The 23,576-nt window shown below is 64.2% G+C and carries 24 protein-coding genes and 1 pseudogene; 9 read left to right on the forward strand and 16 right to left on the reverse strand.

The annotated features are described in order from the left end of the window. The 9 genes from ACQY8M_RS05500 to ACQY8M_RS05540 all read right to left on the reverse strand — a co-directional run bounded on the left by ACQY8M_RS05500 (nucleotide 1) and on the right by ACQY8M_RS05540 (nucleotide 9,553). Complete coding sequence (locus ACQY8M_RS05500) at nucleotides 1-315, reverse strand: hypothetical protein (protein WP_428669673.1); 315 nt, start codon at nucleotides 313-315, stop codon at nucleotides 1-3. A 173-nt stretch (nucleotides 316-488) separates the two neighbouring features. Beyond that, nucleotides 489-2,945: a TonB-dependent siderophore receptor gene (locus tag ACQY8M_RS05505; RefSeq protein WP_428669675.1), complete on the reverse strand. Its 2,457-nt coding sequence runs from the start codon at nucleotides 2,943-2,945 to the stop codon at nucleotides 489-491. A gap of 129 nt (nucleotides 2,946-3,074) precedes the next feature. Beyond that, nucleotides 3,075-4,040, reverse strand: a complete 966-nt coding sequence (locus tag ACQY8M_RS05510) for a FecR family protein (protein WP_428669677.1) — start codon at nucleotides 4,038-4,040, stop codon at nucleotides 3,075-3,077. Nucleotides 4,041-4,148: 108 nt separating this feature from the next. Further along, nucleotides 4,149-4,634, reverse strand: coding sequence for a sigma-70 family RNA polymerase sigma factor (locus ACQY8M_RS05515; protein WP_428669679.1), 486 nt, complete (start codon nucleotides 4,632-4,634; stop codon nucleotides 4,149-4,151). 145 nt (nucleotides 4,635-4,779) lie between these two features. Next, a complete protein-coding gene (locus ACQY8M_RS05520) occupies nucleotides 4,780-5,304 on the reverse strand; it encodes a UGSC family (seleno)protein (protein WP_428669681.1) in 525 nt (174 codons plus the stop codon). Further along, complete coding sequence (locus ACQY8M_RS05525; RefSeq protein WP_428669683.1) at nucleotides 5,301-6,755, reverse strand: thioredoxin family protein; 1,455 nt, start codon at nucleotides 6,753-6,755, stop codon at nucleotides 5,301-5,303. Before ACQY8M_RS05525 ends, ACQY8M_RS05520 begins: the two co-directional genes overlap by 4 nt. A gap of 32 nt (nucleotides 6,756-6,787) precedes the next feature. Continuing rightward, nucleotides 6,788-7,762, reverse strand: coding sequence for an alpha/beta fold hydrolase (locus tag ACQY8M_RS05530; RefSeq protein ID WP_428669685.1), 975 nt, complete (start codon nucleotides 7,760-7,762; stop codon nucleotides 6,788-6,790). After that, nucleotides 7,759-8,700, reverse strand: a complete 942-nt coding sequence (locus ACQY8M_RS05535; RefSeq protein ID WP_428669687.1) for a fatty acid desaturase — start codon at nucleotides 8,698-8,700, stop codon at nucleotides 7,759-7,761. The genes ACQY8M_RS05530 and ACQY8M_RS05535 overlap by 4 nt, the downstream gene beginning before the upstream one ends. Nucleotides 8,701-8,872: 172 nt before the next feature. Continuing rightward, on the reverse strand, nucleotides 8,873-9,553 hold the full coding sequence (locus ACQY8M_RS05540; RefSeq protein ID WP_428669689.1) for an MSMEG_1061 family FMN-dependent PPOX-type flavoprotein: 681 nt from the start codon (nucleotides 9,551-9,553) through the stop codon (nucleotides 8,873-8,875). 113 nt (nucleotides 9,554-9,666) lie between these two features. Between ACQY8M_RS05540 and ACQY8M_RS05545 the strand changes: the two genes are divergently transcribed. Next, nucleotides 9,667-10,014, forward strand: a complete 348-nt coding sequence (locus ACQY8M_RS05545) for a hypothetical protein (protein WP_428669691.1) — start codon at nucleotides 9,667-9,669, stop codon at nucleotides 10,012-10,014. A gap of 363 nt (nucleotides 10,015-10,377) precedes the next feature. Here the strand turns inward: ACQY8M_RS05545 and ACQY8M_RS05550 are convergent, their stop codons facing one another. Beyond that, nucleotides 10,378-10,761 (reverse strand): nuclear transport factor 2 family protein, encoded by a 384-nt coding sequence (locus tag ACQY8M_RS05550; protein WP_428669693.1) that lies wholly within the window; start codon nucleotides 10,759-10,761, stop codon nucleotides 10,378-10,380. A gap of 204 nt (nucleotides 10,762-10,965) precedes the next feature. On the opposite strand from ACQY8M_RS05550, the gene dcm reads away from it, so the two are divergent. From dcm to ACQY8M_RS05585, 7 genes are all read left to right on the forward strand, one after another. Next, the gene (dcm, locus tag ACQY8M_RS05555; protein ID WP_428669695.1) at nucleotides 10,966-12,264 is read left to right on the forward strand and encodes a DNA (cytosine-5-)-methyltransferase; all 1,299 of its coding nucleotides are present in this window, start codon (nucleotides 10,966-10,968) and stop codon (nucleotides 12,262-12,264) included. Further along, complete coding sequence (locus ACQY8M_RS05560; RefSeq protein ID WP_428669697.1) at nucleotides 12,257-12,745, forward strand: very short patch repair endonuclease; 489 nt, start codon at nucleotides 12,257-12,259, stop codon at nucleotides 12,743-12,745. The genes dcm and ACQY8M_RS05560 overlap by 8 nt, the downstream gene beginning before the upstream one ends. Continuing rightward, nucleotides 12,742-14,637 (forward strand): DEAD/DEAH box helicase, encoded by a 1,896-nt coding sequence (locus ACQY8M_RS05565; RefSeq protein ID WP_428669699.1) that lies wholly within the window; start codon nucleotides 12,742-12,744, stop codon nucleotides 14,635-14,637. Before ACQY8M_RS05560 ends, ACQY8M_RS05565 begins: the two co-directional genes overlap by 4 nt. Nucleotides 14,638-14,639: 2 nt before the next feature. Then, entirely contained in the window at nucleotides 14,640-15,056 is a 417-nt protein-coding gene (locus ACQY8M_RS05570) for an EcoRII N-terminal effector-binding domain-containing protein (protein ID WP_428669701.1), read from the forward strand. 12 nt (nucleotides 15,057-15,068) lie between these two features. Beyond that, entirely contained in the window at nucleotides 15,069-16,673 is a 1,605-nt protein-coding gene (locus ACQY8M_RS05575) for an ATP-binding protein (protein WP_428669703.1), read from the forward strand. Between the two features lie 502 nt (nucleotides 16,674-17,175). Continuing rightward, nucleotides 17,176-17,532, forward strand: coding sequence for an HNH endonuclease (locus ACQY8M_RS05580; RefSeq protein WP_428675314.1), 357 nt, complete (start codon nucleotides 17,176-17,178; stop codon nucleotides 17,530-17,532). Nucleotides 17,533-17,673: 141 nt separating this feature from the next. Then, nucleotides 17,674-17,898, forward strand: a complete 225-nt coding sequence (locus tag ACQY8M_RS05585; protein WP_428669705.1) for an addiction module protein — start codon at nucleotides 17,674-17,676, stop codon at nucleotides 17,896-17,898. Nucleotides 17,899-17,998: 100 nt separating this feature from the next. On the opposite strand, the gene ccmI is transcribed toward ACQY8M_RS05585, so the two are convergent. The 6 genes and pseudogenes from ccmI to ccmD all read right to left on the reverse strand — a co-directional run bounded on the left by ccmI (nucleotide 17,999) and on the right by ccmD (nucleotide 23,144). After that, nucleotides 17,999-19,324 carry a c-type cytochrome biogenesis protein CcmI gene (gene ccmI / locus ACQY8M_RS05590; RefSeq protein WP_428669707.1) on the reverse strand — a complete coding sequence of 442 codons (1,326 nt, stop codon included), beginning with the start codon at nucleotides 19,322-19,324 and terminating at the stop codon, nucleotides 17,999-18,001. Between the two features lie 93 nt (nucleotides 19,325-19,417). After that, a pseudogene (locus ACQY8M_RS05595) lies at nucleotides 19,418-19,858 on the reverse strand (cytochrome c-type biogenesis protein); the annotation flags it as partial. A 104-nt stretch (nucleotides 19,859-19,962) separates the two neighbouring features. Beyond that, nucleotides 19,963-20,466 carry a DsbE family thiol:disulfide interchange protein gene (locus ACQY8M_RS05600; RefSeq protein WP_428669709.1) on the reverse strand — a complete coding sequence of 168 codons (504 nt, stop codon included), beginning with the start codon at nucleotides 20,464-20,466 and terminating at the stop codon, nucleotides 19,963-19,965. Between the two features lie 94 nt (nucleotides 20,467-20,560). Then, entirely contained in the window at nucleotides 20,561-22,510 is a 1,950-nt protein-coding gene (locus ACQY8M_RS05605) for a heme lyase CcmF/NrfE family subunit (protein ID WP_428669711.1), read from the reverse strand. Continuing rightward, the gene (ccmE, locus tag ACQY8M_RS05610; protein WP_428675315.1) at nucleotides 22,507-22,950 is read right to left on the reverse strand and encodes a cytochrome c maturation protein CcmE; all 444 of its coding nucleotides are present in this window, start codon (nucleotides 22,948-22,950) and stop codon (nucleotides 22,507-22,509) included. The genes ACQY8M_RS05605 and ccmE overlap by 4 nt, the downstream gene beginning before the upstream one ends. Before the next feature lie 32 nt (nucleotides 22,951-22,982). Further along, entirely contained in the window at nucleotides 22,983-23,144 is a 162-nt protein-coding gene (gene ccmD / locus ACQY8M_RS05615; RefSeq protein ID WP_428669713.1) for a heme exporter protein CcmD, read from the reverse strand. A 70-nt stretch (nucleotides 23,145-23,214) separates the two neighbouring features. Between ccmD and ACQY8M_RS05620 the strand changes: the two genes are divergently transcribed. After that, nucleotides 23,215-23,508 (forward strand): CopG family ribbon-helix-helix protein, encoded by a 294-nt coding sequence (locus tag ACQY8M_RS05620; RefSeq protein WP_428669715.1) that lies wholly within the window; start codon nucleotides 23,215-23,217, stop codon nucleotides 23,506-23,508. Nucleotides 23,509-23,576: the final 68 nt, after the last annotated feature.

Here is a 23,576-nt window from a genome sequence, read left to right on the forward strand (position 1 = left end):
TCACGCCCGGCCGACGAAGGCAGGAAGGAAGCCGAGCGCGGCACCGAGCGCGGTCGTCAGCCCGAGCACGCCGAACAGCACGGACAGGCGGCGCACGGCGGCCGCCCACAGCGCGAGCGCGACATAGACCGCGAAACCCAGGATGCTGCACACGGTGAAGGCATCCCTCTTGTCGGCACCCGCCAGCATCAGGAGGGCCACTGCGCCGGCCACGAGCGCGGCGCTTGCGGCATAGGCGCCGACGGCGACGCCCAGCACGCGCAGCACGATCCGTCCGGCATCATGCAGGTCCGAGCGGGATGCCGTGCCCACCATCGTCGCTACCGCCGCCCTCGATGGCGACGTACCGTGCCCACGCCATTGCATGCGAGATGCTCATCGTTCTGCTGGGAGCGCGGGTCTCCAGACCCGCTCATGACTCCGAGCGGGTCTGGAGACCCGCGCTCCCGGCGCATCTGACCTGTGTGCGGCATCATCAATGCGCTGTCCTAGAAGTCCGCGGTCAGGGACAGCATGAAGGTCCGCGGCTGGTTCTGGACGAAGAAGGAGCTGGTCGCGACCCAGTAGTTGGCGTCGAACAGGTTGATCACGTTGGCCCGCAGGCTGATCGGCTTGCCGTCCGCCCGCTCGAACGTGTAGCGCAAGCCGGCGTCGAATCGCGTCCACGGCGGCGCCCACTGCGTATTGGCGGCATTGAGGTTGACCTGGCCGTTGTAGATGACGCGGCCCAGCACTCCGAAGCCCGGCAGGAACGGCGTGTCCCAGTCGGCGGTGAGCGAGGCCTGGAACGGTGTCGTGCCGACGGCCTGGTTGCCGTTGTTCCTCCCGCCCTGGGTATTGGTCAGCTTGGCGTCGAGAACCGTGAAGCCGCCGTTGAGCTTCAGGCCGTTGACCGGCTCGCCGAACATGACGAACTCGAGGCCCTGGTTGCGCTGCTGGCCGTTGGTCACCAGCGTGTTGGTCGCGAGGTCGGTGTAGGAGCTGGGCAGGGTGATCTGGAAGGCGCTGAGCGTCGCGCCAAAGGTGCCGAAGTCGACCTTCGCGCCGATCTCGAACTGGTTGGTGACGAAGGCGGGAAACTGCTCGCCGGCATTGCGCAGCCCGGCGCCGGCGATCGGCCCCTGCTGCAGGGCCTGGATGTAGTTGCCGTAGAACATCAGTTGCTTGACGGGCCTCACGACCAGGGCGACCGACGGCGAGATGATGGCCGTGTCGTTGCCGTTCGTCGGAAGGCCGGTGACGGCGCTGTAGTTGGCGCTCTGGATGCGCTGCCAGCGCGCGCCGCCGATGATCTGGAACATGTCGCCGTAGAAGGACACGGCGTCGGCGACGCCGACGCTGGAATAGACCGTATCGGACGACAACGGCGGCGGCGCGGTGCGTACGGTGGCCGTGTTGGGCGCGAAGAGGTAGGTCGGGAAGTAGATGTTGGACGCGGTCGGAATCGCCAGCGCGCTGTTGAAGGTGAAGTTCTGCGTCTTCAGGTAGTCGCCGATCAGCGCCGCCTCATGCTTGAGGGGGCCGGTATTGAAGGTTCCCCGCAAGCCCGCCTCGAGAGACAGCGACTCGACCGAGGACTGGAACTGCCCGGCCGACAGTGTGCTCGTGTTGCCGTTGTAGTTGTTGATGTTCTGGTTGAGGAACATCGAGGTGTAGTTGCTGCGCCGGGCGCCGGCCTTGATGAAGCCGGTGAGGCCTTCGAGAATGTCATGCTCGAAGCGCAAGGCGCCGTAGAGATCGTTTCCCTGGAGTCGTTCCCAGGGCTGGTAGGAGCTGCGGCGCGCGTCGGGCGCTGGCGGCAGCGGCACGCCGGCCGCCAGGAACATGCCGCCCTGGAAAGCGCCGATGTTGCGCTTCAGGTAGCCGATGTCGGCATCGAGGCGCGTGCGTTCGCTGCGATAGTCCAGGCCCAGCGTCATGGCCAGCTTCTCGGACGTCTGGTTCCAGACGGAGGTCTGGCCTGAGATGTAGCTGGCATTTGCCCGCGCGCCGATGGCGTTGTCCGGGCCGAAGCGGCGGCCGACATCGACGGCACCGCCGAACTGCGCATCGGACGAATAGAGGGCGGTCGCACGCGTGATCGGATCGTCGGTCGCCCGCTTCGGCACCAGGTTGATCGTCCCGCCGACCGCCTGCGGCAGCGCGCCATTCAGGAAGGCGGTCGGCCCCCGGAAGACCTCGATCCGTTCGACGCCGGTCAGGTCCACCTGGTTGGGCACGATGCCGTAGAGGCCGCCGAAGCCGTAATTGGGATTGAAGACCTGGATACCGCGGATGACGACTCGGTCGTCGAAGACGTTGCCGTTCGGATAGCCCGTGCGCAGGGTCGGGTCGGTCGACAGCACGTCCGTGAGCGAACGCGCCTGCTGGTTCCTGATGTAGTCGTTGGTGTAGGTCGTCTGGCTGAACGGCGTATCCATGAAGTCGCGGTTGCCGAGCAGGCCGACCTTGCCGCCGCGCGCCACCTGGCCACCGGCATAGGGCGGCGGCAGGTTGCCGATCTCTGCCTGCGGCGGCACGGTAGCCGCCTGCACACGCACGGGATCGAGCTGCACGGCGCTCGATCCCGGGCCCGGCCCCGGTGCGGATGGCGGCGGCCCCGTGACCGTCACGGCGGTGGCCGAGTTGAACTGGTAGGTGAGGCCGGAGCCTGCCAGGAGCTGGCGCAGCGCCTGGTCGGGCGCCATCTGTCCGCTCACCCCCGGGCTGGACTTGCCGGCGACCGCGGATGAATCGACGGCGATTTGCAGACCCGACTGACGGCCGAATGCCGTCAAGGCCTGGGACATAGGCTGCGCCAGAATGTCGAACGATGTGCGCTGGGCCGCCTGCGCCTCGAGCGGAGCGTCGCCCGATGCGGTCTGCGCCAATACCGCAGCTGGCAAGCCGGCAACCAGAAGGGCGGTCAGGAGAGAGGTATGGTGGCCGAACTTGGTCGCAGGCACGAGACACTCCGCCGATGGCCCGTGCCGGCAGGTGCGGGCCTCTGTGGCGAATGAGGATCATTCGCCTTCGAAGGAGGACGGTCAGGAAGGCGGCGATTTAAGGAGGCGCCGCGAAAAATCCGGAAGCTCTCAAGACCCGGGGGCTGGCGCGAGCAGCAGAAGGTGCGACGTGATCTGCGTGATCGAGGCCCGCTGGCTGCGGGCGATCGCGTCCAGCGCGTCTACGGGATGGCGGAGGTCGAACACTCCCGTGACGCGCCGGGCCGCGAGCGCCGGATCGCGAATGACGATGAAGCCCCGATGATGGCGGCCTAGCTCTTCGACAACTTCCGCAAGCGACACGCCGTCGACCACGAGCCGGCCCTCGCGCCACGACGCCACATCTTCGGGCGCGATCCTCGCCTGCTCGACCTTCCGGGAATGGCGGTCGATCGCCAGGCGCTCGCCGGCAGTCAGCCTTCGGGCAGGCCGGCCGTCACGGTCGGCCTCGACCTCCACCGTTCCCGACCGCACGGAGACCGCGAGCCCGTCGGCAGCGGCGCGGACCTCGAAGGCCGTGCCCGTGACGGTTACGGTAACATCGTCGGCCCGGACGACGAACGGCCGGTCCGCGCCGGGGACGACCTCGAAAAAGGCACGACCTGCCAGCAGGGAGACTTCGCGCCGCGTCGCGCCGTAGTTCACCGCGATGGCGCTGCCGGCGTCGAGATGGATGAGGCTGCCGTCCTCAAGCGTCACGTCCCGCAGTTCGCCGACGGAGGTCGTGTAATCGGCTTCCCATTGCAAGGCGATGATCGGCGCCAAATAGAAGGCGGCGAGTGCTGCCAGCGCGACGCCCAGCACGCGCCAGCCCTTGATGCGAGCTCGTGGCGGCGGCGCGACTGCGCCCGTGTCTTCGGGCGGGGCTGGCAGGCCGCCGGACAATCCCCAGACCCGCTGGACACTCCGCCACGCTCGGGGGCGGGACTCGTCGCCCGCCAGCCACGTCTCGAAGTCCTGGCGAAGAGCCAGATCCTCGGGCGCTGCCTGCAGGCGCAGGAGCCATTCCGCGGCTTCCGCGCGGGACGGTTCCCCCTTGTCTGCAGCTGCCCCCAATCGATCCTCGCTTGCGTCTCAGCGAGAGGAACGCGGCGCGCCTCTCTCACCACAGACGAAAAAGCCCCTGTCGGTTTTAAGGCGCGGCGCGCGGGACTTCCAGCCGGCTTACTCCCCGGATGCTTCCAGTCGCGCTGCGGCGTGCATCAACGCCTCTTTCACAAGTTGGTGAGCGCGGACGACAGAAATACCGAAATGGCCGGCGATGGCCTGCAAGGTACGGCCCTCCAGCCGGTACATGCGGAACACCGCCTGGGTGCGTTCCGGAAGTTCGGCCAGCGCCGCCGAGAGCACGCGCAGTTCGTCGCGAAAATAGAGCACCTGCTCGGAGCTCGGAGCCTCGGACGGCAGCAGGTCGGCGGCTTCCGCGGTCTTCCGTGCCTCGACGGAACGCCGGGTCGCCCCGTCGAGCGCGAGATTGCGCACGATCCGGTAGAGATAGCCGACGGGATTGATGACCTTGTCGCCGTCGATCGCTGCACTGAAGCGCAGCCAGGCTTCCTGGACGACGTCTTCGGCGCCCGCCCGATCCCGCAGGATGGCGTTCGCGTAGTCCACCAGCGAGCCGCGATGCGTAACGAAGAGGGTCGCCATATCAGCTGTCACGAGGCGTACCTGATTTCCCAACATTATCGCCGAGGCGGCAGAGATTACCGCAAGTGCGAATCGTTCGCAAATTTGTTTGGCGGTGTTCGGTGCGCCCGATGGCATCGACATGGCGGGAGCCAAGAGCTGGACTTCAGGACATCTTGAGCGCCGCCAGCACCTTCTCGAAGGCGGTATCGGCGAGGGCTTCGATCTCTTCCCTTGTGCGGTTCTGGATCGGGTGCGGGACGTAGACGACAGCAGGCTCGAAGCCCAGTGAGTCGCTTTGCGCAGTGACGCCGTCGACGAACTCGGTAGTGACGATGTTGACGCCCGGCAGGCCGCGGTTATCGAGATTGTAGAGGTCGTGCAGACTGCACGATGTGCAGGAGCCTCAATCGCTTAAGGCGATCACCGCGAGCTGCGCCTCCGCAGCGATCTGCTGCATCACCGCCAGGGGAGCGACCTTGGTGTTGGTCGGCTTGGCGTAGCGCTTCGTGGCGATGCCGGCAGCCTTGAAGTGGCCTTCGAGGCGGTCGATGAATTCCTTGCCGCGCGATTTGCCGATATCCATCAGCGCCACCGTCTTGCCGTCGAGCGAGGACGGCGGCGCGAGGCGGGCACGCCGGGTCGGCGAGGTTTCGGCGGTGGGATCGCGCAGCTTTTCGACGTAGGTCATGGGCGAATCTCCCTGGTAACGGCTTGGCATTCCTCGCGGACACGCTGCCCGGGCCAGCCGCCGATGATCGCGGAAAATAGACCGGCCGGGCCGCCGGCGCGAACGATCAGCACGCCGTCGGGCGGCGGATCGAACTTGTCCATCATCTCCTCGGCATGCGTCGGCGGAATGCCCTCGGCGACATTCTGGGCGCCCCAGGCCAGGTCCTTGCCGGGTCGCTTCAACGCCTCGTAAAGCGCGTCCTCGATCTGGCGGCGCGACCAGCCGCCGTCCTTGAAGATCCGGTAATGCTCGGGCGACAGAACCAGCACCGCGTTGCCGGCGCGCACCAGCTTCGGGTGCCCGACGCCGAACAGGCCCATCGCCAGCGAGCGCACCAGCTCCTCCGGCGTACGCGACTTCTGGTCGATGAAGCCGTGCACGCCCTCGCCATGGAACAGCGTGACGGCGTTCCTGCCCGCCGCGATGCCGCGGCGCTGCGCCAGCGGCTCCCACGCGGGATCGCTCTCGTCCTCGGCAAAGCAGAAGGAGTACTTGCCCGGGTTGCCCAGGGTCGCTCGATCGATCGCGCCCGGAATGCCGCCGCCGACGTTGCGCACGATGAGCTGCAGCGCGCGGCCGATCGTGGCATTGGCGCGGTTGCCCTGGCCCAGCGCATTGACGCCCGAATTCATGCCGATCGACCGGGCGACCGGGCCGTTGATGATCACCAGCGGGCCGGAGAAATGCGTGGTGCAGAGCAGGCCGTGCAGCGTGAACAGCGGATCGAGCGCCGCCTCGAGCACGCCCAGCACGACCGGCATGTATTCCGGCTTGCAGCCGGCCATCACCGCATTGATCGCCACTTTCTCGACGGTGCAGGGTGACAGGTTGGGCGGGATGTTGCCGACGATCTCGTCGGGCTTGCGCTCGGTACCGCCCAGCATGCGCAGGATGCGCTCGTCGGTCGGCGGCACGACCGGCAGGCCGTCGCTCCAGCCGCGCTCGAAGCAGGCCTCGATCGGGTCGTCCCAATGGCCCAGCGCGATCGCCCGCGACTGCAGGCCGGTCTCGCCGTAGCGCGCGATCAACGCTTCCTGCACGCCGGGCTCGACGCTCTTGGAACCGCAGCCGGGCTGCCACGCCGGCAGGCCGTCGCCCGTCGCGGCCTCGCCCGCGACGCGCAGCCATTCGGCGCGATCCCAGCCGACGGCACGCTCGATTTCCTGGCCGCCGGCGAAGCGAATCAGGGTCGGCACGGCCTCGATCCTGAGATGGAACGAGCGCTCGAGCTCGCTGTCGTACACCACCGAGCGCACGCCGGACGGGAAGGTCGGATCGTCCTGGCTGAACACCGTCAGCGGGCCGGCGCGGTCGAGGTTTTGCATCACCGGCTCGACCAGCACGCAGGTCGGGCAGTCGCGCTTGGCGACGATGACAAGGCCATCCCGCGGCAGGAGCGAATCAGGCATGGCGGCAGCTTGGCACAGCCGCCCCGGCGCGGCTAGGACTCGAGAAGCGCCGTCACCTGGGCGTCGATGAACGCCGAATCGCCCGCATTTGCCACCGGATTACCCGCACGATGGCCCCAGACCGACGGAATTTCGACCAGTTTTCCGTCGGCCAGGAACGGTAATTCCGCACGATTGTCGTCGGTCTGGAAATAGAGGTCGGTCGCCGACGGCATCAGCAGCACCCGGGCCTTGATCCCGGCCAGCGCCATCTCGAGGTCGCCGCGGTAGAGGTCGTTGGCCGAGATGTCGCCGAGCTGCCAGGTCCGCAGCTGGGCCAGCAGGTCGGGGCTGTTGCGGCGCACGAAGCCCGCCTCCCAGGAGCGCACCAGGAAATCCTCGAGCGAGGTGAAGCCCAGCCCGCGCCACATCTCGCGGCGGTAGAAGGTCTGGCTCAGCGCCCAGCCGGCATAGATCCGGCCCATGGCGCGCTTGCCCTCCTCCTCGGTCCGCGCGGCGAGCAGGGTGGTGCGCACGCCCTCGAGGAAGACGAAGTTGTGCGGCGCGGTCCGGGCCGAGCCGCAGTTGACGACGATGCGCTCGACCGAGGCGCCGAACAGCGCAGCCCAGTGATAGGCCTGCTGCGCGCCCATCGACCAGCCGTAGACCATCTTCACCCGCTCGACGCCGAAGACCTCGTTCATCAGCCGGCGCTGCTGGGTGACGTTGTCGTAGGTCGTCACCTCGGGGAATTCACCGTCGTAATTCGACGGCGAGGTCGACAGCCCGTTGGTGAACATGTTCGGGATGACGATGAAGTAGCGGCTGGGATCGAGGCAGTGCTGCACGTCGACCAGCCATTCGATGTCGGTATGCTGCGCCGAATAGCTCGTCGGATAGACGATGACGTTGTCGCGCGTCGGCGAGAGCGTGCCGTAGGTCTTGTAGACGATGCGCGCGCCCCTGAGCGTGCCGCCGCGCTGCAGCGCGAGGTCGCCGCACTCGAAGACGCCTTCACTGGTTCTCATGCGAAGCTGCGCACGATCTCGCGGTTCACCTGGGTGTAGCTCTTCGCCACGTGCTCGAGGTGCGGGCGGAGGTATTGGTGCGCCTCGGGCAGGTGGTGGAAGGCGATGTTGGGCAGCAGGTGGTGCTCGGCGTGATAGGGCAGGTTCCACATGATGAAGCGCAGCAGCGGGTTGCAGAGCGTGGTGCGGGTGTTGGCGAAACCGTCGTCGGAGTTGGGGCAGAGCGTGTGCTCGCACACCAGGTAGAGCCGCAGCAGCGGCGCGCCGACGGCGAGCGGGATCAGCCACACCCACAGGAGCGCATCCGTCCGCAGCACGATCGAGCCCACGAGCAGCACGGCATAGAGCGCGAGCAGCCAGCGGCCCCAGCGCCGCACCTCGGGCCAGGCGCTCTCGTGGATGTAGGTGACGTTGCCGCGGAAGCCGAACGGGAACAGCAGGATGTCGCGGACGCGCAGCTTGAAGAACGGGATCGAGCTCACGCGGTAGAGATAGTTGCCCCAGGTCCGCGGCGTGCCCGAGGTCACCAGCTCGGGATCGCGCAGCGGGTCCTGGGTGTAGCGGTGGTGCGCCATGTGGTAGTGCCGGTAGAAGCCGGCGTTGTTCAGGATCGCGGCGCCGGAGAAGAACGCCAGCAGGTCGGCATAGCGCCGCGTCTTGAACGAGCCGTAGTGCACCGACTCGTGCATCGCCCCGAACAGCGCGTTGACCAGGATGCCCTGCAGCAGCAGCGCCGGCAGGACCCACCAGGTGCCCCGGGTCTCCAGCACCAGCCAACCGCCGGCGACCAGCAGCAGCACGTGGGCCGCGGTCTGCTTCAGCCCGGCCCAGTCCGAGCGCGCGTACAGCTTCTTGAGCACGGCAGCCGGCACGACCCGCATCTGGCGGGCGCGCTGACCGGTGACGACGTAGGGGGGCGGGACGTAAGTGTCTGGCATCGCTAAAGGTCCCTCGCTGCGCTCGGGATGACAATTTTGCCCTTACGCAAGACGTGCGCCAATCGCAGGCCCGCGGCATGCTGGGAGCGCGGCTCTCCAGAGCCGCTCTTCATCGCGTTGCCAAATCCCATGAGCGGCTCTGGAGAGCCGCGCTCCCAGCCTCCCCGAGCTGTCATTTCGGATCGGCCCACAGGCCGTCGCGATAGTTGGCCTCGAGGGCGGCCTCGCGCTTGAGCTTGTCGTCCTCGCTCAGGGCCAGGCCGAGCTGGTCGCCGACCATGCGCGAGATCGAGGGCAGGGTGCCCTTGGGCTGGGCGTATTCGCCGGTCCACAGGCGCGAGCGGAGCAGCGCCTTGGCGCAATGGAAATAGGCCTGGCGCACGCTGACCACGATGGCGCATTTCGGCGCCTTGCCCTGCACCGCCATCGAGGCGAGCAGCTCGGGATCGACCGACAGCTTCGCCGTCCCGGCGAGCCGCGCCGTCTCGTTGGTGCCGGGCATCAGGAAGATCAGCCCGATCTCCGGGTTCTCCAGCAGGTTCTTCAGCGTATCGAGCCGGTTGTTGCCCGGCCGGTCGGCGATCGCGACGGTCTGCGCATCGATCACCTTGAACGAGCCCGGCGGGTCGCCGCGCGGCGTGACGTCCTGCTTGCCCGCGGCATCGGCCGTGGCGACGAAGCAGATCGGCGACAGGGCGATGAACTTCGCGAGATGCGCGTCGATCCGGCCGATGTCCTTCTGCGCGGCGGTGACGCCGACCGCCGCGTAGGAGCCGACCAGGGCGGCGGCGCCCGCGTCGTCGAGCACGGCCGGGGGCACGGCAGACGACCGGGGAAGCGCGGAATCAGGCATGACTATGGCTCCATTGCGTCCAGAAGCGGTCCAGCTCAGCGGTCAAACCGCGCAACCCATCGCAATCGGGAGTCGTTGGGAAGGGCAGGACAACACACACGAGGAGAACCCCCATGAGCGACTATATCCCCAAGGACCCTCTCACGCCCAACCCGAACGACCGCACCGGCTACGACCGCTACGGCAATGCAACGTTCGAGCCCGCGGTAGAAGAGAGTTCGAGCAAGGGCCCGTACATTCTGCTCGGCCTGCTGGTCGCGATCGGCCTGATCGGCGGCATGCTCTATTTCAACGGCGCGCCGAACACCGGCACCGAGGTGGCCCAGGCGCCCAAGCCCGCGATCGAGCGGACGGTCCCGACTCCGGCAGCTCCCGGCGCCCCGGGCCTGACCCCGACCAACCCGGCCCCCGCGGCTCCGGTTGACCGTCCCGCGCCACCGGCGACGACGACCCCGCAGTAGGCCTCTCCCCGGCCCGCGCCACCGCGCGGGCAAAAAGAAAGCCCGGCCGCGCAAAGTGTGTAGCGCGGTCCGGGCAAGACAGGCCTTCTGTCTGATAGGGACCCCTAGCACAACCGTGCCGGGGGTTTCTTCACGTCTGGGTGAGCAAGTTGTGGGCGAGCCGAAAGAAATGGCGCGGAGCGAAATTCGGTCCCCTCGGACGTCACCTCCGCACCTCCTTCTTTCCCCCTCACCCCGTAGAAAGCCTCCCTCCCCCGCTTCGCGGGGGAGGTGGCCGCGTCTTACGCGGTCGGAGGGGGAGGACACAGGAGCCACCCGCCCCAAAGGTCCCTCGCAAGTGCTCGGGATGAGCGCCACGGGCGCTCACATTCGATCAATGAACCCCACCACCTGCTCCAGCCGCCCATCCGCCGCGAGCGCGCAGAAATCGACCCCCTCGACGACGGCCGGCCCCGCCTCCGGCCCGAGCGACCAGGAAAACCGCAGCTGCCCGTTGTGGCTGTCGACCTTGGACGTGCGCCGCAGCACGAAGCCCGGGAAGCGGACCTGCACGGCCGCGAGCATGGCATCGATGCCGGCATGCCCGTCGCTCGCCATGAGCGGATCGCGATAGCGGCCCGCCTCGGCCCAGGCTCGGGCGATGCCGGCCTGGCGGCGGGCGGCGTCGGTCTCGTTCCAGGTGGCGACGTAGGCTTCGACGGTGGCATCGGGGGCGGTGGATGTGGTGGCGGGGGTTGAATCAGGCATGGCTTCCTCCTTCAAGAGTGATGATGCGCGGGAGGTCAGCGCGGAATGGGGCGCGAGGCGATTGTGTGGGAGGTAATTAGCGCGCTCTTTTCGGGTAGCACCAAAATGGGATACTATCTCCCCGGCATCTAAACCTGCAGTTGTATTGCGCTGGGGGTCTTTTGATGTCATTTTGTCAAAATTATTCCCCACCGAGGTTCATTTATGAAGAATGAGTTCAGCTTCCAAGAACTACGTGAACGCGCCGGCTTAAGTCGGGATGAGGTTGCCGAGTTAGTTGGTTGCGATTTGAGGTCGGTCTATCGGTGGGAACGTGGCGAGGTCGAACCACGCAAAGCGGTCACCTTGTTATTGGCGGAGCGTGCTGAAAGTCGTGCATGCGCTACTACCAGCAACGCAAAATTCCGCTTTGTTGACTTATTCTCTGGCATTGGTGGAATGAGAATAGCGTTCGAATCTGCGGGAGGTCTTTGCGTGGCCTCTTGCGAATGGAACAAGTATGCGCGACAGACTTATGCGGCTAACTTTCCGATCGCTGCTCATCCATTCTATGGTGACATCTGCGAGGTAACGAAAAACGACGCTTCCATGCTCCGAATTCCAGACCATGATGTTCTTGTAGCTGGATTCCCATGTCAACCGTTCAGCATCGCTGGGGTATCAAAGAAGAACGCACTTGGAAACCCGCATGGCTTCGCTTGCGATGCGCAAGGCACGTTGTTCTTTGAGCTTGCCAAGATTATCCGTATCAAGAAGCCAAAGGCGTTCCTTCTCGAAAACGTGAAAAATTTGGTGAACCACGCCGGTGGGATCACTTTCAAAGTTATAATGGATGTTCTTCGGCGGGAGCTTGGATATTGGGTCGACTATCGAGTCCTTGATGCGAAAGGTTTCGTTCCTCAGCATCGTGAACGCACGATAATTGTTGGATTTCAGCGCGAAGTTGGGTTTTCTTGGGACGACGTTCGTATTCCCTCCCCCGAACAAGGGCCGAAGATCGGGACAATTCTTCATTCTAAAGACGATGAAGCAGACGGCCGTTTTGTAGTGGGTCCTCACGGGAAAGTAAACCCAAAGTACACCCTGACACCGCATCTCTGGTCCTATCTTAAGAACTATGCAGAGAAACATCGCGCGGCGGGGAATGGATTTGGCTTTGGTTTAGTTGACAGCAAGAGCGTCGCAAGGACTCTCTCCGCTCGCTACTATAAGGACGGGTCCGAAATATTGGTATCCCAAGGTCCCACGAAACCTCCTAGACGTTTGACGCCGAGAGAGTGCGCCCGACTCATGGGCTTTGATAACCAGGACAGGACTTTCCGAATCGAAGTCTCTGATATGCAAGCGTACAAGCAGTTTGGAAATTCCGTCGTTGTTCCGGTAATCCAAGCTGTTGCTCACGCAATGTTGGCACCGATGCTCGAACTGGAGCAAACGGCTGATGAACCGAGGTTACCACTGCTTCGTCGCCAGCGCATAGCCATAGGTGAAGCCTATGGCTGATGTGGTTTCGCCCATGGTGCGTAGCCAAATGATGGCCGGAATCCGGGGCAAACACACCAAACCGGAACTGCAAATAAGATCTGCGTTACACAGTCGGGGGTTTCGTTATCGGCTACATTCCAAGAATTTGCCTGGCCGGCCCGATATCGTCTTGCCCAAATGGCAAGCGGTGATTTTCGTCCACGGCTGCTTTTGGCATGGCCACCACTGCCATCTGTACAAGCTACCAAGTACACGCCCTCGATTCTGGCGCAACAAGATCGAAGGCAATAAGATTGTAGATTGTCGAGCCTCGACAGCATTGGCAGAAGCTGGATGGCGTATTGCTCTGATCTGGGAATGCGCACTCAAGGGACGAACCAAACTGCCTTTCGATGACGTAATGGAGCAGTGCGTCAACTGGCTGGAGGGCGGGACAAGAAGGCTGGAAATTCAAGGCCGCCAATTGTTGGTTCCAAGACATGGACTGTCGGCGTCATGAGATCTTGGGCGGTTGTAGATGGCCGTCTTGTACTGGACGGAAGAGACGAAGTTTCAGCGGAAGAAGTCTTTCGGTCGATCGTCGAAGGCGAACATGTATGGAGTGACGTTGAGCCGGGCCAAACGGGAGCGGCTGCAGAACTCACATTTTCGCGCTATCCAGCTCATCCAATTGCGCTGTTGCAGCAGGTTCAAGGGCTGCCCCGGCTAATCTTGGATGCCTCTCTATCAGATGGGATACGAGCCTCCCTCGAACCCTCAGCTCTTGAGACCGGTCATTTTCTTTATGACGGCGTTTGGTATCCGCTCGATCCTGTTGCTACTGCAGACCTGCATAGTCTTTGCGCGCAGGCCGGAGTACGCCTTGGCGTCCCAATTAGATCGCTTCCAGCACTGCTAACGCTGAAGCGCGCTGCGGCAAATGATGCTGCGTCGGTGGAAGACCGCCTGCCGCTGGATGCGGAAATGGCGTTAGCCTTGGCGCCTGAGGTGCTGCATGGACCGCGGGGTATAGTTGCCCAACTTTATCCATACCAACTCGACGGCTGGCGTTGGCTACGCTTCTTGCTGCAACAAAAGGTCGGTGCTCTTCTCGCAGACGAGATGGGCTTAGGAAAAACACTTCAAGTCATTAGCGCGATCACCGACGGAACTCCTGAGGGAAAGCTTTCTCCTTCGCTCATCATCGCACCAGGGTCTCTTCTCGAAAATTGGAAGAGGGAGATAAGTCGGTTTTCGCCTTCCCTATCGGTCCTTAAACATCACGGGCCAACCAGAACGGGGCGGCCGGCGGAGTTACGCCGGTACGATGTCGTAATTACATCCTACGACAACATCCATCGTGACTCAGCTCTATTTACCATGATCGAGTGGAGGGTTGTGGTCTTGGACGAGGCGCAAAATATCAAGAACCCGGATGCTCTGAGAACCCGTGCCGTAAAGGCTTTACCTCGGCAGTCGGGACTTGCCGTGACCGGTACGCCATTTGAAAATCGGCTCCTCGACCTCTGGTCGATACTCGACTTCACCAACCACAATTACCTTGGTGAGCGAGCCGATTTCACCAAGACCTTCAAGGATGGAATCCAAGCCGCGATCGAATTGGAACCACTCATAAGCCCCTTCACCCTTCGGCGCCGCATTCGCGATGTCGCTACCGACTTACCTGATCGGATCGATATTCCTCAAGCGTTAGAATTAGAAGAAGCAGAGGCCACCGCATATGAAGCAATGCGCTTATCAATCGTCGAGCAATACGGGAAAGCCGCGACAATTGTAGCACTGACCAAGCTTCGTATGTTCTGCGCGCATCCCGCGCTGATCGAGGTGTCCGAGAGAGGCGACACTGCCTCGTTTTCAAAAACCCAGCGGTTGCTTGAAATCTTAGCTGAATTGTTTGATCGCGGCGAGAAGGCACTCATTTTTACATCCTTCACCGAGATGTCGGACATCATTGTATCAGAGATCCACACGCAATTTGGCGTATTTGCGAAGTCACTTGACGGACGCCTCGCCATAGACGGACGCCAGCCACTCATCGATGAGTTTAGCGACCAGAGAGGCCCTGCGGCTCTCGTGCTGAACCCCCGGGCTGGAGGAACGGGCTTGAATATTACTGCAGCGAATCATGTGATACACTACAACTTAGAATGGAATCCCGCAGTTGAAGACCAAGCTTCAGCCAGGGCATACCGGCGGGGGCAAGATTTACCGGTCACAGTCCATAGGCTGTTCTTTGCGGGTACCGTCGAAGAGATTGTTAATCAGCGTTTGGACCGCAAGCGGCAGATGAGCGAAGGCGCGGTCGTCGGCGTGAGTGGAGAACAAGAGGACTTGGCTGATGTAATGGCAGCGTTAGAGCGGTCACCTTTGGCCGGCAAAAGGAAGCTGTAGCAATGACAGTTGCGCAAATCACGAAGACGTTGAGCGCCAACGATACCGGCGAAACGGGCGGACACCAGGCAGGTATGCTTGTACCTAAGGATGAGCGCATTCTTGCGTTCTTCCCGCGCCTCCAACCTCGGTCTCTCAACCCACGTTGTCACCTCTTCTTTCGCGCTGATGATGGAACCAACTGGGAATTCGCGTTCATTTACTACAATAATCGGCACTTTGGCGGAACGCGGAATGAGTACAGGCTCACGCGCATGACCAAATACATCCGGCAAAAGGCTCTTAACGCCGGCGACACCATTATCTTAAGTCGGGAATCGCCTGACGAGTATCGAATTTGCCATCGGCGGGCGAAACAGACCGATAGCACACCTGGTGTTTTGAAGCTGGGATCGGGTTGGCGAATCGTGCAGATATGAGGGGATTAGATCATGGCTACCACCGATGTCGAGCTCTTACCTGATCCAAAGCGGGTCATAGAAGGACTTCGTGACACAGGCTACGACTTCAATACGGCAATTGCGGATATCGTCGACAATTCCGTTGCCGCGAATGCCAATTTGATCGACCTCCGAATTGCTATGGATTTCCGAGGTAATTTGCGCGTGGCCATTGCGGATGATGGCGACGGAATGGATGTCGAAGGGCTTAAGAACGCGATGCGCTATGGTGCAAGAGCGCGCCCCAATCCTGCAAGCCTTGGCAAGTACGGCCTCGGGCTCAAGACCGCGTCGACGGCTTTCTGCAGACGACTTTCCGTAATTTCAAGGGCGTCGGGCAAAGCTAAACCGATCATGGCGGTATGGGACTTGGATCATGTTGGCCAAGTCGGCAAGTGGCACCTGCAGCTTGGAGATCCCGACAAGGAGGGCGTCGAGCATCTCAATAAGGTGGCTCCAGATCGAGCGGGAACCGTCGTCGTATGGTCGAAGATCGACCGTTTGCTCAAGGATTATGCGAATCCCAGCGGGGGGCATGCCCGCAATGCGCTGAAGCAGACTGTTATCAAGGCACGCGACCATCTTTCCATGGTTTATCAGCGCTTCTTAGACCTAGAAGACACTAGGGCGCGCAACGTCGAGATGAACGTTAACGATGTAAAAATAGGGGCTTGGAACCCCTTTGCCGAAGGACTCTCGGAAATGGTGGGTAATCAGACAGTCCCGGTAGACTTGGGGAAAAACGCCGAAGCATCATTTTCGGTACGAGCGTTCATACTACCTAGAAGAGAAGAGTTTCCGTCGAAAGAACTGGCAGATGAGGCAAAGATCTCAGCTCCTCGCCAAGGTATATATATCTATCGTGAAAATCGGCTTCTAGTTGCGGCTACATGGCTTGGAATGTATCAGCATGAGCCGCATGGTTCTTTGCTGCGCGTAGAATTTTCGTTTGATCACCGCCTAGATGATGCATTTCATCTGGATATCAAAAAATCGCAGATCGGTCTAAACGACGATCTTTACGACTGGCTGCACGACTCGTTCCTGCCAGCGCCGCGGCGCGAAGCAGACCGGAGATACAGAGTTGGCGAACAGAAGCGAGTGACTAAGGAAAGTGAAGGGGCGCACAAAAATTCAAATAACAACATTCGCGATCGGGAACCGTCAGTTGGTGGAGCTGACGTTCAAGTTGTAAATCCGGCTACGGGCGAAGTAGAGGTCAACAATTCGCATGGTCGGTTCAGGTTGAAGCTTCCTGTGGGCTCCGCCAATGCTCCCGGCGAAGTATATGTGCAACCGGCCGATGGCATAGCCAACGGCATGCTCTTCGAACCGATCATGGTCGAGCAGAAGCGGGCCGTTAGAATTAATCGGTCCCACCCTTACTATCACAAAGTGTACGTCCCGAACCTCAGTCGGAGCGTCACTGTACAGGGAATGGACTCTTTGCTTTGGGCATTAGCAGTGGCCGAGCTAACGGCGATGCGAGCTCAAACTTCAGAATACTTCAAAGATCTGCGATATGAGATGTCGCGAATTCTGGAGAAACTTGTAGAACAACTTCCGGATCCAGATTTAGAAGACGATGCCACCTGATCCGAAGAAAGTCGCGTTGTTGGTAACCCAAGAGACTGGGTTGCCTTTTGACGGGCGTGGCGGCTTCAAGTCATTGGATAACCCCTTCATAGAGGTAACGCCCGCTGGCCATCCCAGCTCCCAGACGTTCTCGATCACGGCTATCACGCGTTGGCGATCGGTAGAGGTGCGATTTGAACCTGGTGCGTTCAGCGGCCAATTGGTGACGGAGATGGGGAAGGCGGAACGAGCGCGACATGGGGCCTTCAGAGCAGTTTTGGAGGCGTGCATCGAAGATGGCGCAACTGTCGATCTTAAGATCAATGATCAAACCTCAAGGGTTGAAGATCTAGGCTCACCTATGTTTCCTTGGTATTCCGCCATGATCGAGGTTCGTAGGGGTCAACTTCCAATCGGACTGGGCAGTGCAGCAGAAGACGAGAAGCTCATTTCAAGGTGGATTTCGCGAACTGCGGCAGCTGTGATTTGTCTGCTTCCGCTTGAAGAACTCGGGGATGACTTGATGGACGTCCCCACCGGCTTCCCGGAAGGAGGGCTGACCAGAGTCCAAGTTAACAGATACGAACGGGACCGGCGGAACAGAGCCGCAGCGCTTGCAATCCATGGCCTTCGATGTCAGGGCTGCGAGACGGAGCTTACGTCAATTTACGGTGATGCGGCTGCTGGTTTCATTGAAGTCCACCACATCACCCCAGTATCGAAGCTCGGCCCAGGATACTCCGTGGACCCCAAGTGTGACTTAGTTCCGCTTTGCCCTAATTGCCATGGGGTGATTCATCGGAGAGAACCACCGATCGGCGTCGAAGAACTTAGGCAATTGATCGCCTCAAACTCCAGCGGTGCAAGCAGAAGCAAGTGATTGTCGGATGAGTTCTTTTTCACATGAACGGACTCCGGACGCGGACACCTTCACTGTTAGTGTCGCCCGCCTGACGGCCGACAAACAGATTGGGCTTCCGGGCGTCGTTGAAAATCCGACCATGGCGAGTATCTTGAACGCATGGATAAGAAGGCCTTGCTGGACCAGCTTCAACAGCTCCCGCTGCGGGAGCGAATGGAAATCGTCGATGTACTGCTCGACGATGCCGCCTTCGACGAATCGCCGCCGCCAGTGACCCCCGAGCAGATCCTCGAGTTGAGGGAGCGCTTGGCGCACCATCGGCTCAATCCCGATGAGCCCGCCGTAACCTTGAGCGAGATTCGCCGTAAATTAATTGGCGGCTGAGCTTCCGGTCCGGAAGACGACGCGCCCCTCTCAATGGGCTCCACGTCAGTGAAGAAATCGCGAAAATTCTAATTAACGGCGCTCGCAGGTAAGGGCAGCTTTATTTAACCGCCCCCTCCGCCTCCCTAATCTTCCCCTCCAGCATCGCGCGGATCGGCGCATCCGCCGGCAGCAACGCCAGCAGCGTTTTCCACCGCCGCGCCGCCGCCGCCTTGTCGCCCTGGGCGAAGGCCGCGGCCCCGAGATAGAACAGCGCCAGCGCGTTGCGGGGCTCGGCCTTCTCCAGCCGCTCCAGCACCGCCACCGCCTCGGGCCCCGGCGCGGCGCCCGGCTTGATCTGGCGGACATGCGCCTCGGCCCAGTCGACGAGCTGCGCCGGCGCGAGGGCGGCGATCGCGTCGGCCCGGGCATAGGCCTCGACGGCCTTGTCGTTCTCGCCCAGCACCCGGCGCGCGTTGGCCAGACGCAACCAGGCGTCGCGGTCCTCCACGCGGCCCGGCGGCGCGGCGCGCAGCCGGGCGTCGAGGCCCTCGACCATGCCGCGGATCGCCTGCTGGCGCTGCTCGGGCGTCAGGCCCTGCATCGCCTGCATCTGGTCGGGGGTCGGGTTGGGCATGCCCGGCGCCGGTGAGGCCGTTCCGGGGCTCGCCGGCGGGGTCGGGCTTTGCGGCACCGGCAGGCCCGCGGCGCGCGCGACCCGCTGCATCTCGGCGCGCAGCGCCGGCAGCCAGGGCGCCTGCGGCGGCGAGCGCTGCTCGAGCGCCCGCCAGCGCTCGAGCGCGGCCTTCGCGTCGCCGCTCTGCGCCTCGTGCAGGCCGAGATAGAACATCGCGCGCGGATCGTCCGGGTTCCGGTCGAGCGCGCGGCGGAAGGCGTCGCGGGCGGGCGGGGTCACCACGCCGTCGGCCTCGGCGGTCAGCGCCTCGCCCAGCGCCGACAGGGCGTCGGGATCGTCCGGCTGGGCGGCGAGGCGGGCGCGGGCGGCGGCGATCGTCTCGGCTACGGTGGGGGCGGGCGCGGCGTCGGGCGACGGCGGCGCGGCGGGGCGGGCGATGAAGGGGGCGGCGGGGAGGCCGGGCTGGCCGAGCTGGAGGTAGAGGCCGAGGGCGAAGAGGGGGATGACGAGGCAGAGGGCGGGGGTGAGGAAGCGGTGCCACGAGGCGCTACTGGAGGAGCGCGCCCCCAGCGCAAGATCGCGCTCGGCGGCGGCGAGGAGGCGGCGCTCGATCTCGGTGCGGGCGGCGGCGGCGTCGGAGTCGGGGAGCGTGCCGGCCGCGCGCTCGCGCTCGACCTCGGCAAGCTGGTCGCGATAGACGGCGGTGTCGTTGTCGAGCCGGTCGGTCGCGGCGAGACGCGGCCGGAGCAGCGGGACGAGCAGCGTGGCGACGGTCGCGGTGGTCAGGAGGGCGAGGAGGAATTCGAGCATGACGGCCTAGCTGTCATCCCGAGCGAAGCGAGGGATCTTTCCGGGGCCGGAAGGATCCCTCGCTTCGCTCGGGATGACAGGGTCGTTCGTTGCCAACAGCACGGCGACCCTGGCGCGTTCCTCCTCGGTCAGCGGGGCGGGCGGCTCGGGGGCGCGGCGCTTGCGGGCGGCGAGCAGCAGGGCGGCGCCGGCGAGGAGCAGGACCAGCGGGGCGCCGAGCCACAGGACGAGCGTCCCCGACTTGAACGGCGGCTTCAGCAGCACGTAGTCGCCGTAGCGCGCGGTCATGAAGGCCATGACCGCGTCGTCGCTGTCGCCGGCGGTGAGGCGCTCGCGCACGGCGCGGCGCATGTCGTGCGCCACCTCGGCGCTGGAATCGTCGATCGCCTGGTTCTGGCAGACCACGCAGCGCAGCGCCCGCCCGATCTCGCGCGCCCGCGCCTCGAGCGCGGGGTCCTTCAGCATCTCGGACGGCTCGACGGCGAGGGCGGGGAAGGCGAAGAGGCCGAGGATCAGGACGCACAGCGCCCACAAGCGAAAACTGTCATCCCGAGGCGAAGCCGAGGGATCTTTCCTGGTCGCGAAAGATCCCTCGCTGCGCTCGGGATGACAATTGTGCTCGTGGCGACGGAAGTGCGTCACGACCCGGCCTTCAGCAGCGGCAGGATCGTCGCCAAATCCCGCTCGGTGAGCGGACCGCGGAAGTGCAGGCGGACGATGCCCTGGGCGTCGATCAGGTAGGTCTCGGGCACGCCCGACAGGCCCCAGTCGAGCGCCAGCTTGCCGTCCTGGTCGAAGGCGACCTGCGCGAACGGATCGCCGAGCTTCGCCAGCCAGGCGCGCGTCGCCTCGGGCTTGTCCTTCCAGGCGATGCCGATGATCGTGGCGCCCTCGCGCTCCTTCAGCCGCGTGAATAGCGGATGCTCGGCGAGGCAGGGTGTGCACCAGCTGGCGAAGAAATTGACCAGCACCGGCTTGCCCGATTTCAGCAGGGCATCGGCGAACGGCAGCGCCGGCGCCGGCCGCCCGATCATCACCGAGCCGATCGACGCCGGGTCGCGGCCCGACAGCAGCGACCAGCCGAAGAAGCCGGTCAGGATGACGAGCATCATCAGCGGCAGGAGGAAGAGGGTGCGGTTCATCTCCTTGTCGTCCTGAGCGCAGCGAAGGACCTAGCGCGTCGACACCGCGGTGTTGGACCCTTAGGTCCTTCGCTGCGCTCAGGACGACAACTCTTCATTCCGCCGCCTGTACCGCTGCGCGCGAGCGGCGCGGGGCACCGACGCGCAGGCGTCGGTCGGTCAGCGAGACGAAGCCGCCCAGGGCGCACAGGCCGGCGCCGAGCCAGATCCACGGCGCGAGCGGGTTCCAGTAGAGGCGGACGGTCCAGCCCTGGGTCGCGTCGCCCTCGCCCAGGGTGGCGTAGAGGTCGCGCAGCAGGTTGGTGTGGATCGAGGTCTCGGAGATCTGCCGCTTCTGCACCGTGAACAGCCGCCGCTCGGGCGTCAGCACGGTGTAGGGCGCGCCGCCGGACGTGAGCGTGATCGTCGCGCGCTCGGCGATATAGTTGGGGCCCTGCAGCGGCACGACCTGCTCGAGCGTCACGCCGTAGCCGGCGAACTGGGCGGTGTCGCCGGGTTTCATCGTCCGGATCAGCTCGACCTGCCACGACGCGGTCGCCACGGCGCCGAGCACGACGACGCCGAGCGCGGCGTGGCTGATCGTCATGCCGATCGCCGCGCGGGTCATGGTGCGGAGCCGCCCACGGCGCGCGCGGATCACGAACTCGGTGACGCTGCCCGCGATCAGCCAGACGCCGAAGCCGAAGGCGACCGCCGAGAGCGTCGCGCGGCCGTCGATCGCGGCGGCGGTGACGATCGCGGCGACCACCGAGACAGCGAAGGCGATGCGCAGGCGGGCGAGCGCTGGCCAGAGCTCGGCGCGCTTCCAGGCGAGGAACGGGCCGACGCAGAGCGCGGCGAACAGCGGTGCGCAGATCGGTACGAAGGTCGCGTTGAAGAACGGCGGGCCGACCGAGACCTTGTTGCCGGTCAGGAGGTCGAGGAACAGCGGATAGAGCGTGCCCAGCAGCACGGTCGCGGCGAGCGTGCAGAGCAGCAGGTTGTTGAGGATCAGCGCGCCCTCGCGGCTGACCGGCTGGAACAGGGCGTTGGAGGTGAGCTTCGGCGCCTGCCAGGCGTAGAGCGCGAGGCCACCGCCGGTGACCAGCAGCAGGAAGGCCAGGATGAACATCCCGCGCGCCGGGTCCTGGGCGAAGGCGTGGACCGAGGTCAGCACGCCGGAGCGCACCAGGAACGTGCCGAGCAGGCTGAGGGAGAAGGCGAGGATCGCGAGCAGCACGGTCCAGCTCTTCAGTCCTTCGCGCTTCTCGACCACGATGGCGGAGTGCAGCAGCGCGGTGCCGGCGAGCCACGGCATCAGCGAGGCGTTCTCGACCGGGTCCCAGAACCAGAAGCCGCCCCAGCCGAGGATGTAGTAGGCCCACCACGAGCCGAGCGCGATGCCGCAGGTCAGGAAGCACCACGCCGCCAGGGTCCACGGCCGCACCCAGCGCGCCCAGGCGACGTCGACCCGTCCTTCGAGCAGGGCGGCGATGGCGAAGGCGTAGGTCACCGAGAAGCCGACGTAGCCGAGATAGAGCAGCGGCGGATGGAAGGCGAGGCCGGGGTCCTGGAGCAGCGGGTTGAGGCCGTTGCCGTCGGGCGGCGCGGGCGAGACGCGCTCGAACGGATTCGAGGTGAAGAGCAGGAAGGCGAGGAAGCCCGTGCCGATCAGCGCCTGCACGCCCAGCACGCGCGCGCGGAGGCTGTCGGGGAGGTTGCTGCCGAAGACCGCGACCGCCGCGCCGAAGAGGGCGAGGATCAGCGCCCACAGCAGCATCGAGCCCTCGTGGTTCCCCCATACGCCGCTGATCTTGTAGAGCAGCGGCTTGGCCGAATGCGAGTTGGCGACGACGTTGGCGACGGAGAAGTCCGACGTCACATACGCCTGCGTCAGCGCGCCGAACGCCAGGATCACCAGCAACGCCTGCGTCAGCGCCGCCGTGCTGCCGAGCGCCATCAGCCGGATGTCGTTCCGCGCCGCGCCGACGAACGGCAACGTTCCCTGCACCAGCGCGACAGCGAGCGCGAGGATCAGCGCGAAGTGGCCGAGCTCAGGAATCATTTCTTCCCGCTCCCCTCGTTCCAGCGCCCGCTCTCCTTCAGCGCCTTCGCGACCTCCGGCGGCATGTAGTTCTCGTCGTGCTTGGCCAGCACCTCGCGCGCAGCGAAGGTGCCGTCGGCGCCGAGCGTGCCCTCGGCGATCACGCCCTGGCCCTCGCGGAAAAGATCGGGCAGCAGGCCGCGATAGACCACCGGCACTGTCTTCTGCAGATCGGTGATGGTGAAGCGGACTTCCTGCCCGTCCTTCTTCACGCTGCCCTCCTCGACCAGCCCGCCGAGACGAAAGCGCCGCTCGGGACCGGGATGCTTCTCCGCCACCTGGGTCGGCGAATAGAAGAAGACGATGTTGTCGTTGAGCGCCGTCAGCACCAGCGCCGCCGCGGCACCCAGCACGCAGAGCGAGCCGACCAGCAGCCACAGCCGCCTGCGCTTGGGAGTCATCTTGCGCTTGGCGCTCAGCGTGCGCTGGGGCGTCATCGCCGCCGCTCCAACCCGCGCGCGCCCAGCTCCCGCCTCACCTTGCGCCGCGCCAGCAGCGAGGCAACGACCAGCCCGCCCAGCCCGAGCAGGGCCACGGCATAGGCCGACCAGATAAAGGCCGCATGATCCATCATGGCCTGTGGGGGATAGCCCAATCGGGCCGCCCGGCATACCGCTACCTTGCCGCAACTGTCGCCGCGCAATAGCCTGCAGCCTCATCCACCCATGGTGCGCATGCCCGCCAAGGAGATCCTCAATATCCGGCTGCCGGCCGAAACCTTGCGCCGCCTCGACGCCGTCGCCGCCGCAATCCGGCGCACACGGTCTTCCATCGCCAAGGAGGCGCTGGAGGCCTGGATCGCCCGCGAGACCGCAATCATCGAGGATATCCGTATCGGGCTCGAGGAGGCTCGCGCCGGCAAGACCATCCCACACGAACACGCGATGCGGGATCTCGATGCGGCGGTCGAGCAAGCTGTGCGCACCAGGCGCCGGCCGCGCAGAGCGAAGCGGAAGTAGCGGCTATTCGCACGGCGAGGCTCAATTTCCCTCCCCGCTTGCGGGGGAGGTGGCGCGGTAATCCGCGA

It is taken from the genome of Reyranella sp. (assembly GCF_965279465.1).
GTDB lineage: Bacteria > Pseudomonadota > Alphaproteobacteria > Reyranellales > Reyranellaceae > Reyranella.

Excerpts from the sequence above, each read along its gene's own strand:
- ACQY8M_RS05500 (WP_428669673.1), bottom strand. The coding sequence starts at position 315 with ATGGTGGGCACGGCATCCCGCTCGGACCTGCATGATGCCGGACGGATC.
- ACQY8M_RS05515 (WP_428669679.1), bottom strand. The coding sequence starts at position 4,634 with ATGGCGACCCTCTTCGTTACGCATCGCGGCTCGCTGGTGGACTACGCG.
- ACQY8M_RS05525 (WP_428669683.1), bottom strand. The coding sequence starts at position 6,755 with ATGCCTGATTCGCTCCTGCCGCGGGATGGCCTTGTCATCGTCGCCAAG.
- ACQY8M_RS05530 (WP_428669685.1), bottom strand. The coding sequence starts at position 7,762 with ATGAGAACCAGTGAAGGCGTCTTCGAGTGCGGCGACCTCGCGCTGCAG.
- ACQY8M_RS05535 (WP_428669687.1), bottom strand. The coding sequence starts at position 8,700 with ATGCCAGACACTTACGTCCCGCCCCCCTACGTCGTCACCGGTCAGCGC.
- ACQY8M_RS05540 (WP_428669689.1), bottom strand. The coding sequence starts at position 9,553 with ATGCCTGATTCCGCGCTTCCCCGGTCGTCTGCCGTGCCCCCGGCCGTG.
- ACQY8M_RS05545 (WP_428669691.1), top strand. The coding sequence starts at position 9,667 with ATGAGCGACTATATCCCCAAGGACCCTCTCACGCCCAACCCGAACGAC.
- ACQY8M_RS05550 (WP_428669693.1), bottom strand. The coding sequence starts at position 10,761 with ATGCCTGATTCAACCCCCGCCACCACATCCACCGCCCCCGATGCCACC.
- dcm (WP_428669695.1), top strand. The coding sequence starts at position 10,966 with ATGAAGAATGAGTTCAGCTTCCAAGAACTACGTGAACGCGCCGGCTTA.
- ACQY8M_RS05560 (WP_428669697.1), top strand. The coding sequence starts at position 12,257 with ATGGCTGATGTGGTTTCGCCCATGGTGCGTAGCCAAATGATGGCCGGA.
- ACQY8M_RS05565 (WP_428669699.1), top strand. The coding sequence starts at position 12,742 with ATGAGATCTTGGGCGGTTGTAGATGGCCGTCTTGTACTGGACGGAAGA.
- ACQY8M_RS05570 (WP_428669701.1), top strand. The coding sequence starts at position 14,640 with ATGACAGTTGCGCAAATCACGAAGACGTTGAGCGCCAACGATACCGGC.
- ACQY8M_RS05575 (WP_428669703.1), top strand. The coding sequence starts at position 15,069 with ATGGCTACCACCGATGTCGAGCTCTTACCTGATCCAAAGCGGGTCATA.
- ACQY8M_RS05580 (WP_428675314.1), top strand. The coding sequence starts at position 17,176 with ATGGACGTCCCCACCGGCTTCCCGGAAGGAGGGCTGACCAGAGTCCAA.
- ACQY8M_RS05585 (WP_428669705.1), top strand. The coding sequence starts at position 17,674 with ATGGATAAGAAGGCCTTGCTGGACCAGCTTCAACAGCTCCCGCTGCGG.
- ccmI (WP_428669707.1), bottom strand. The coding sequence starts at position 19,324 with ATGCTCGAATTCCTCCTCGCCCTCCTGACCACCGCGACCGTCGCCACG.
- ACQY8M_RS05600 (WP_428669709.1), bottom strand. The coding sequence starts at position 20,466 with ATGAACCGCACCCTCTTCCTCCTGCCGCTGATGATGCTCGTCATCCTG.
- ACQY8M_RS05605 (WP_428669711.1), bottom strand. The coding sequence starts at position 22,510 with ATGATTCCTGAGCTCGGCCACTTCGCGCTGATCCTCGCGCTCGCTGTC.
- ccmE (WP_428675315.1), bottom strand. The coding sequence starts at position 22,950 with ATGACTCCCAAGCGCAGGCGGCTGTGGCTGCTGGTCGGCTCGCTCTGC.
- ACQY8M_RS05620 (WP_428669715.1), top strand. The coding sequence starts at position 23,215 with ATGGTGCGCATGCCCGCCAAGGAGATCCTCAATATCCGGCTGCCGGCC.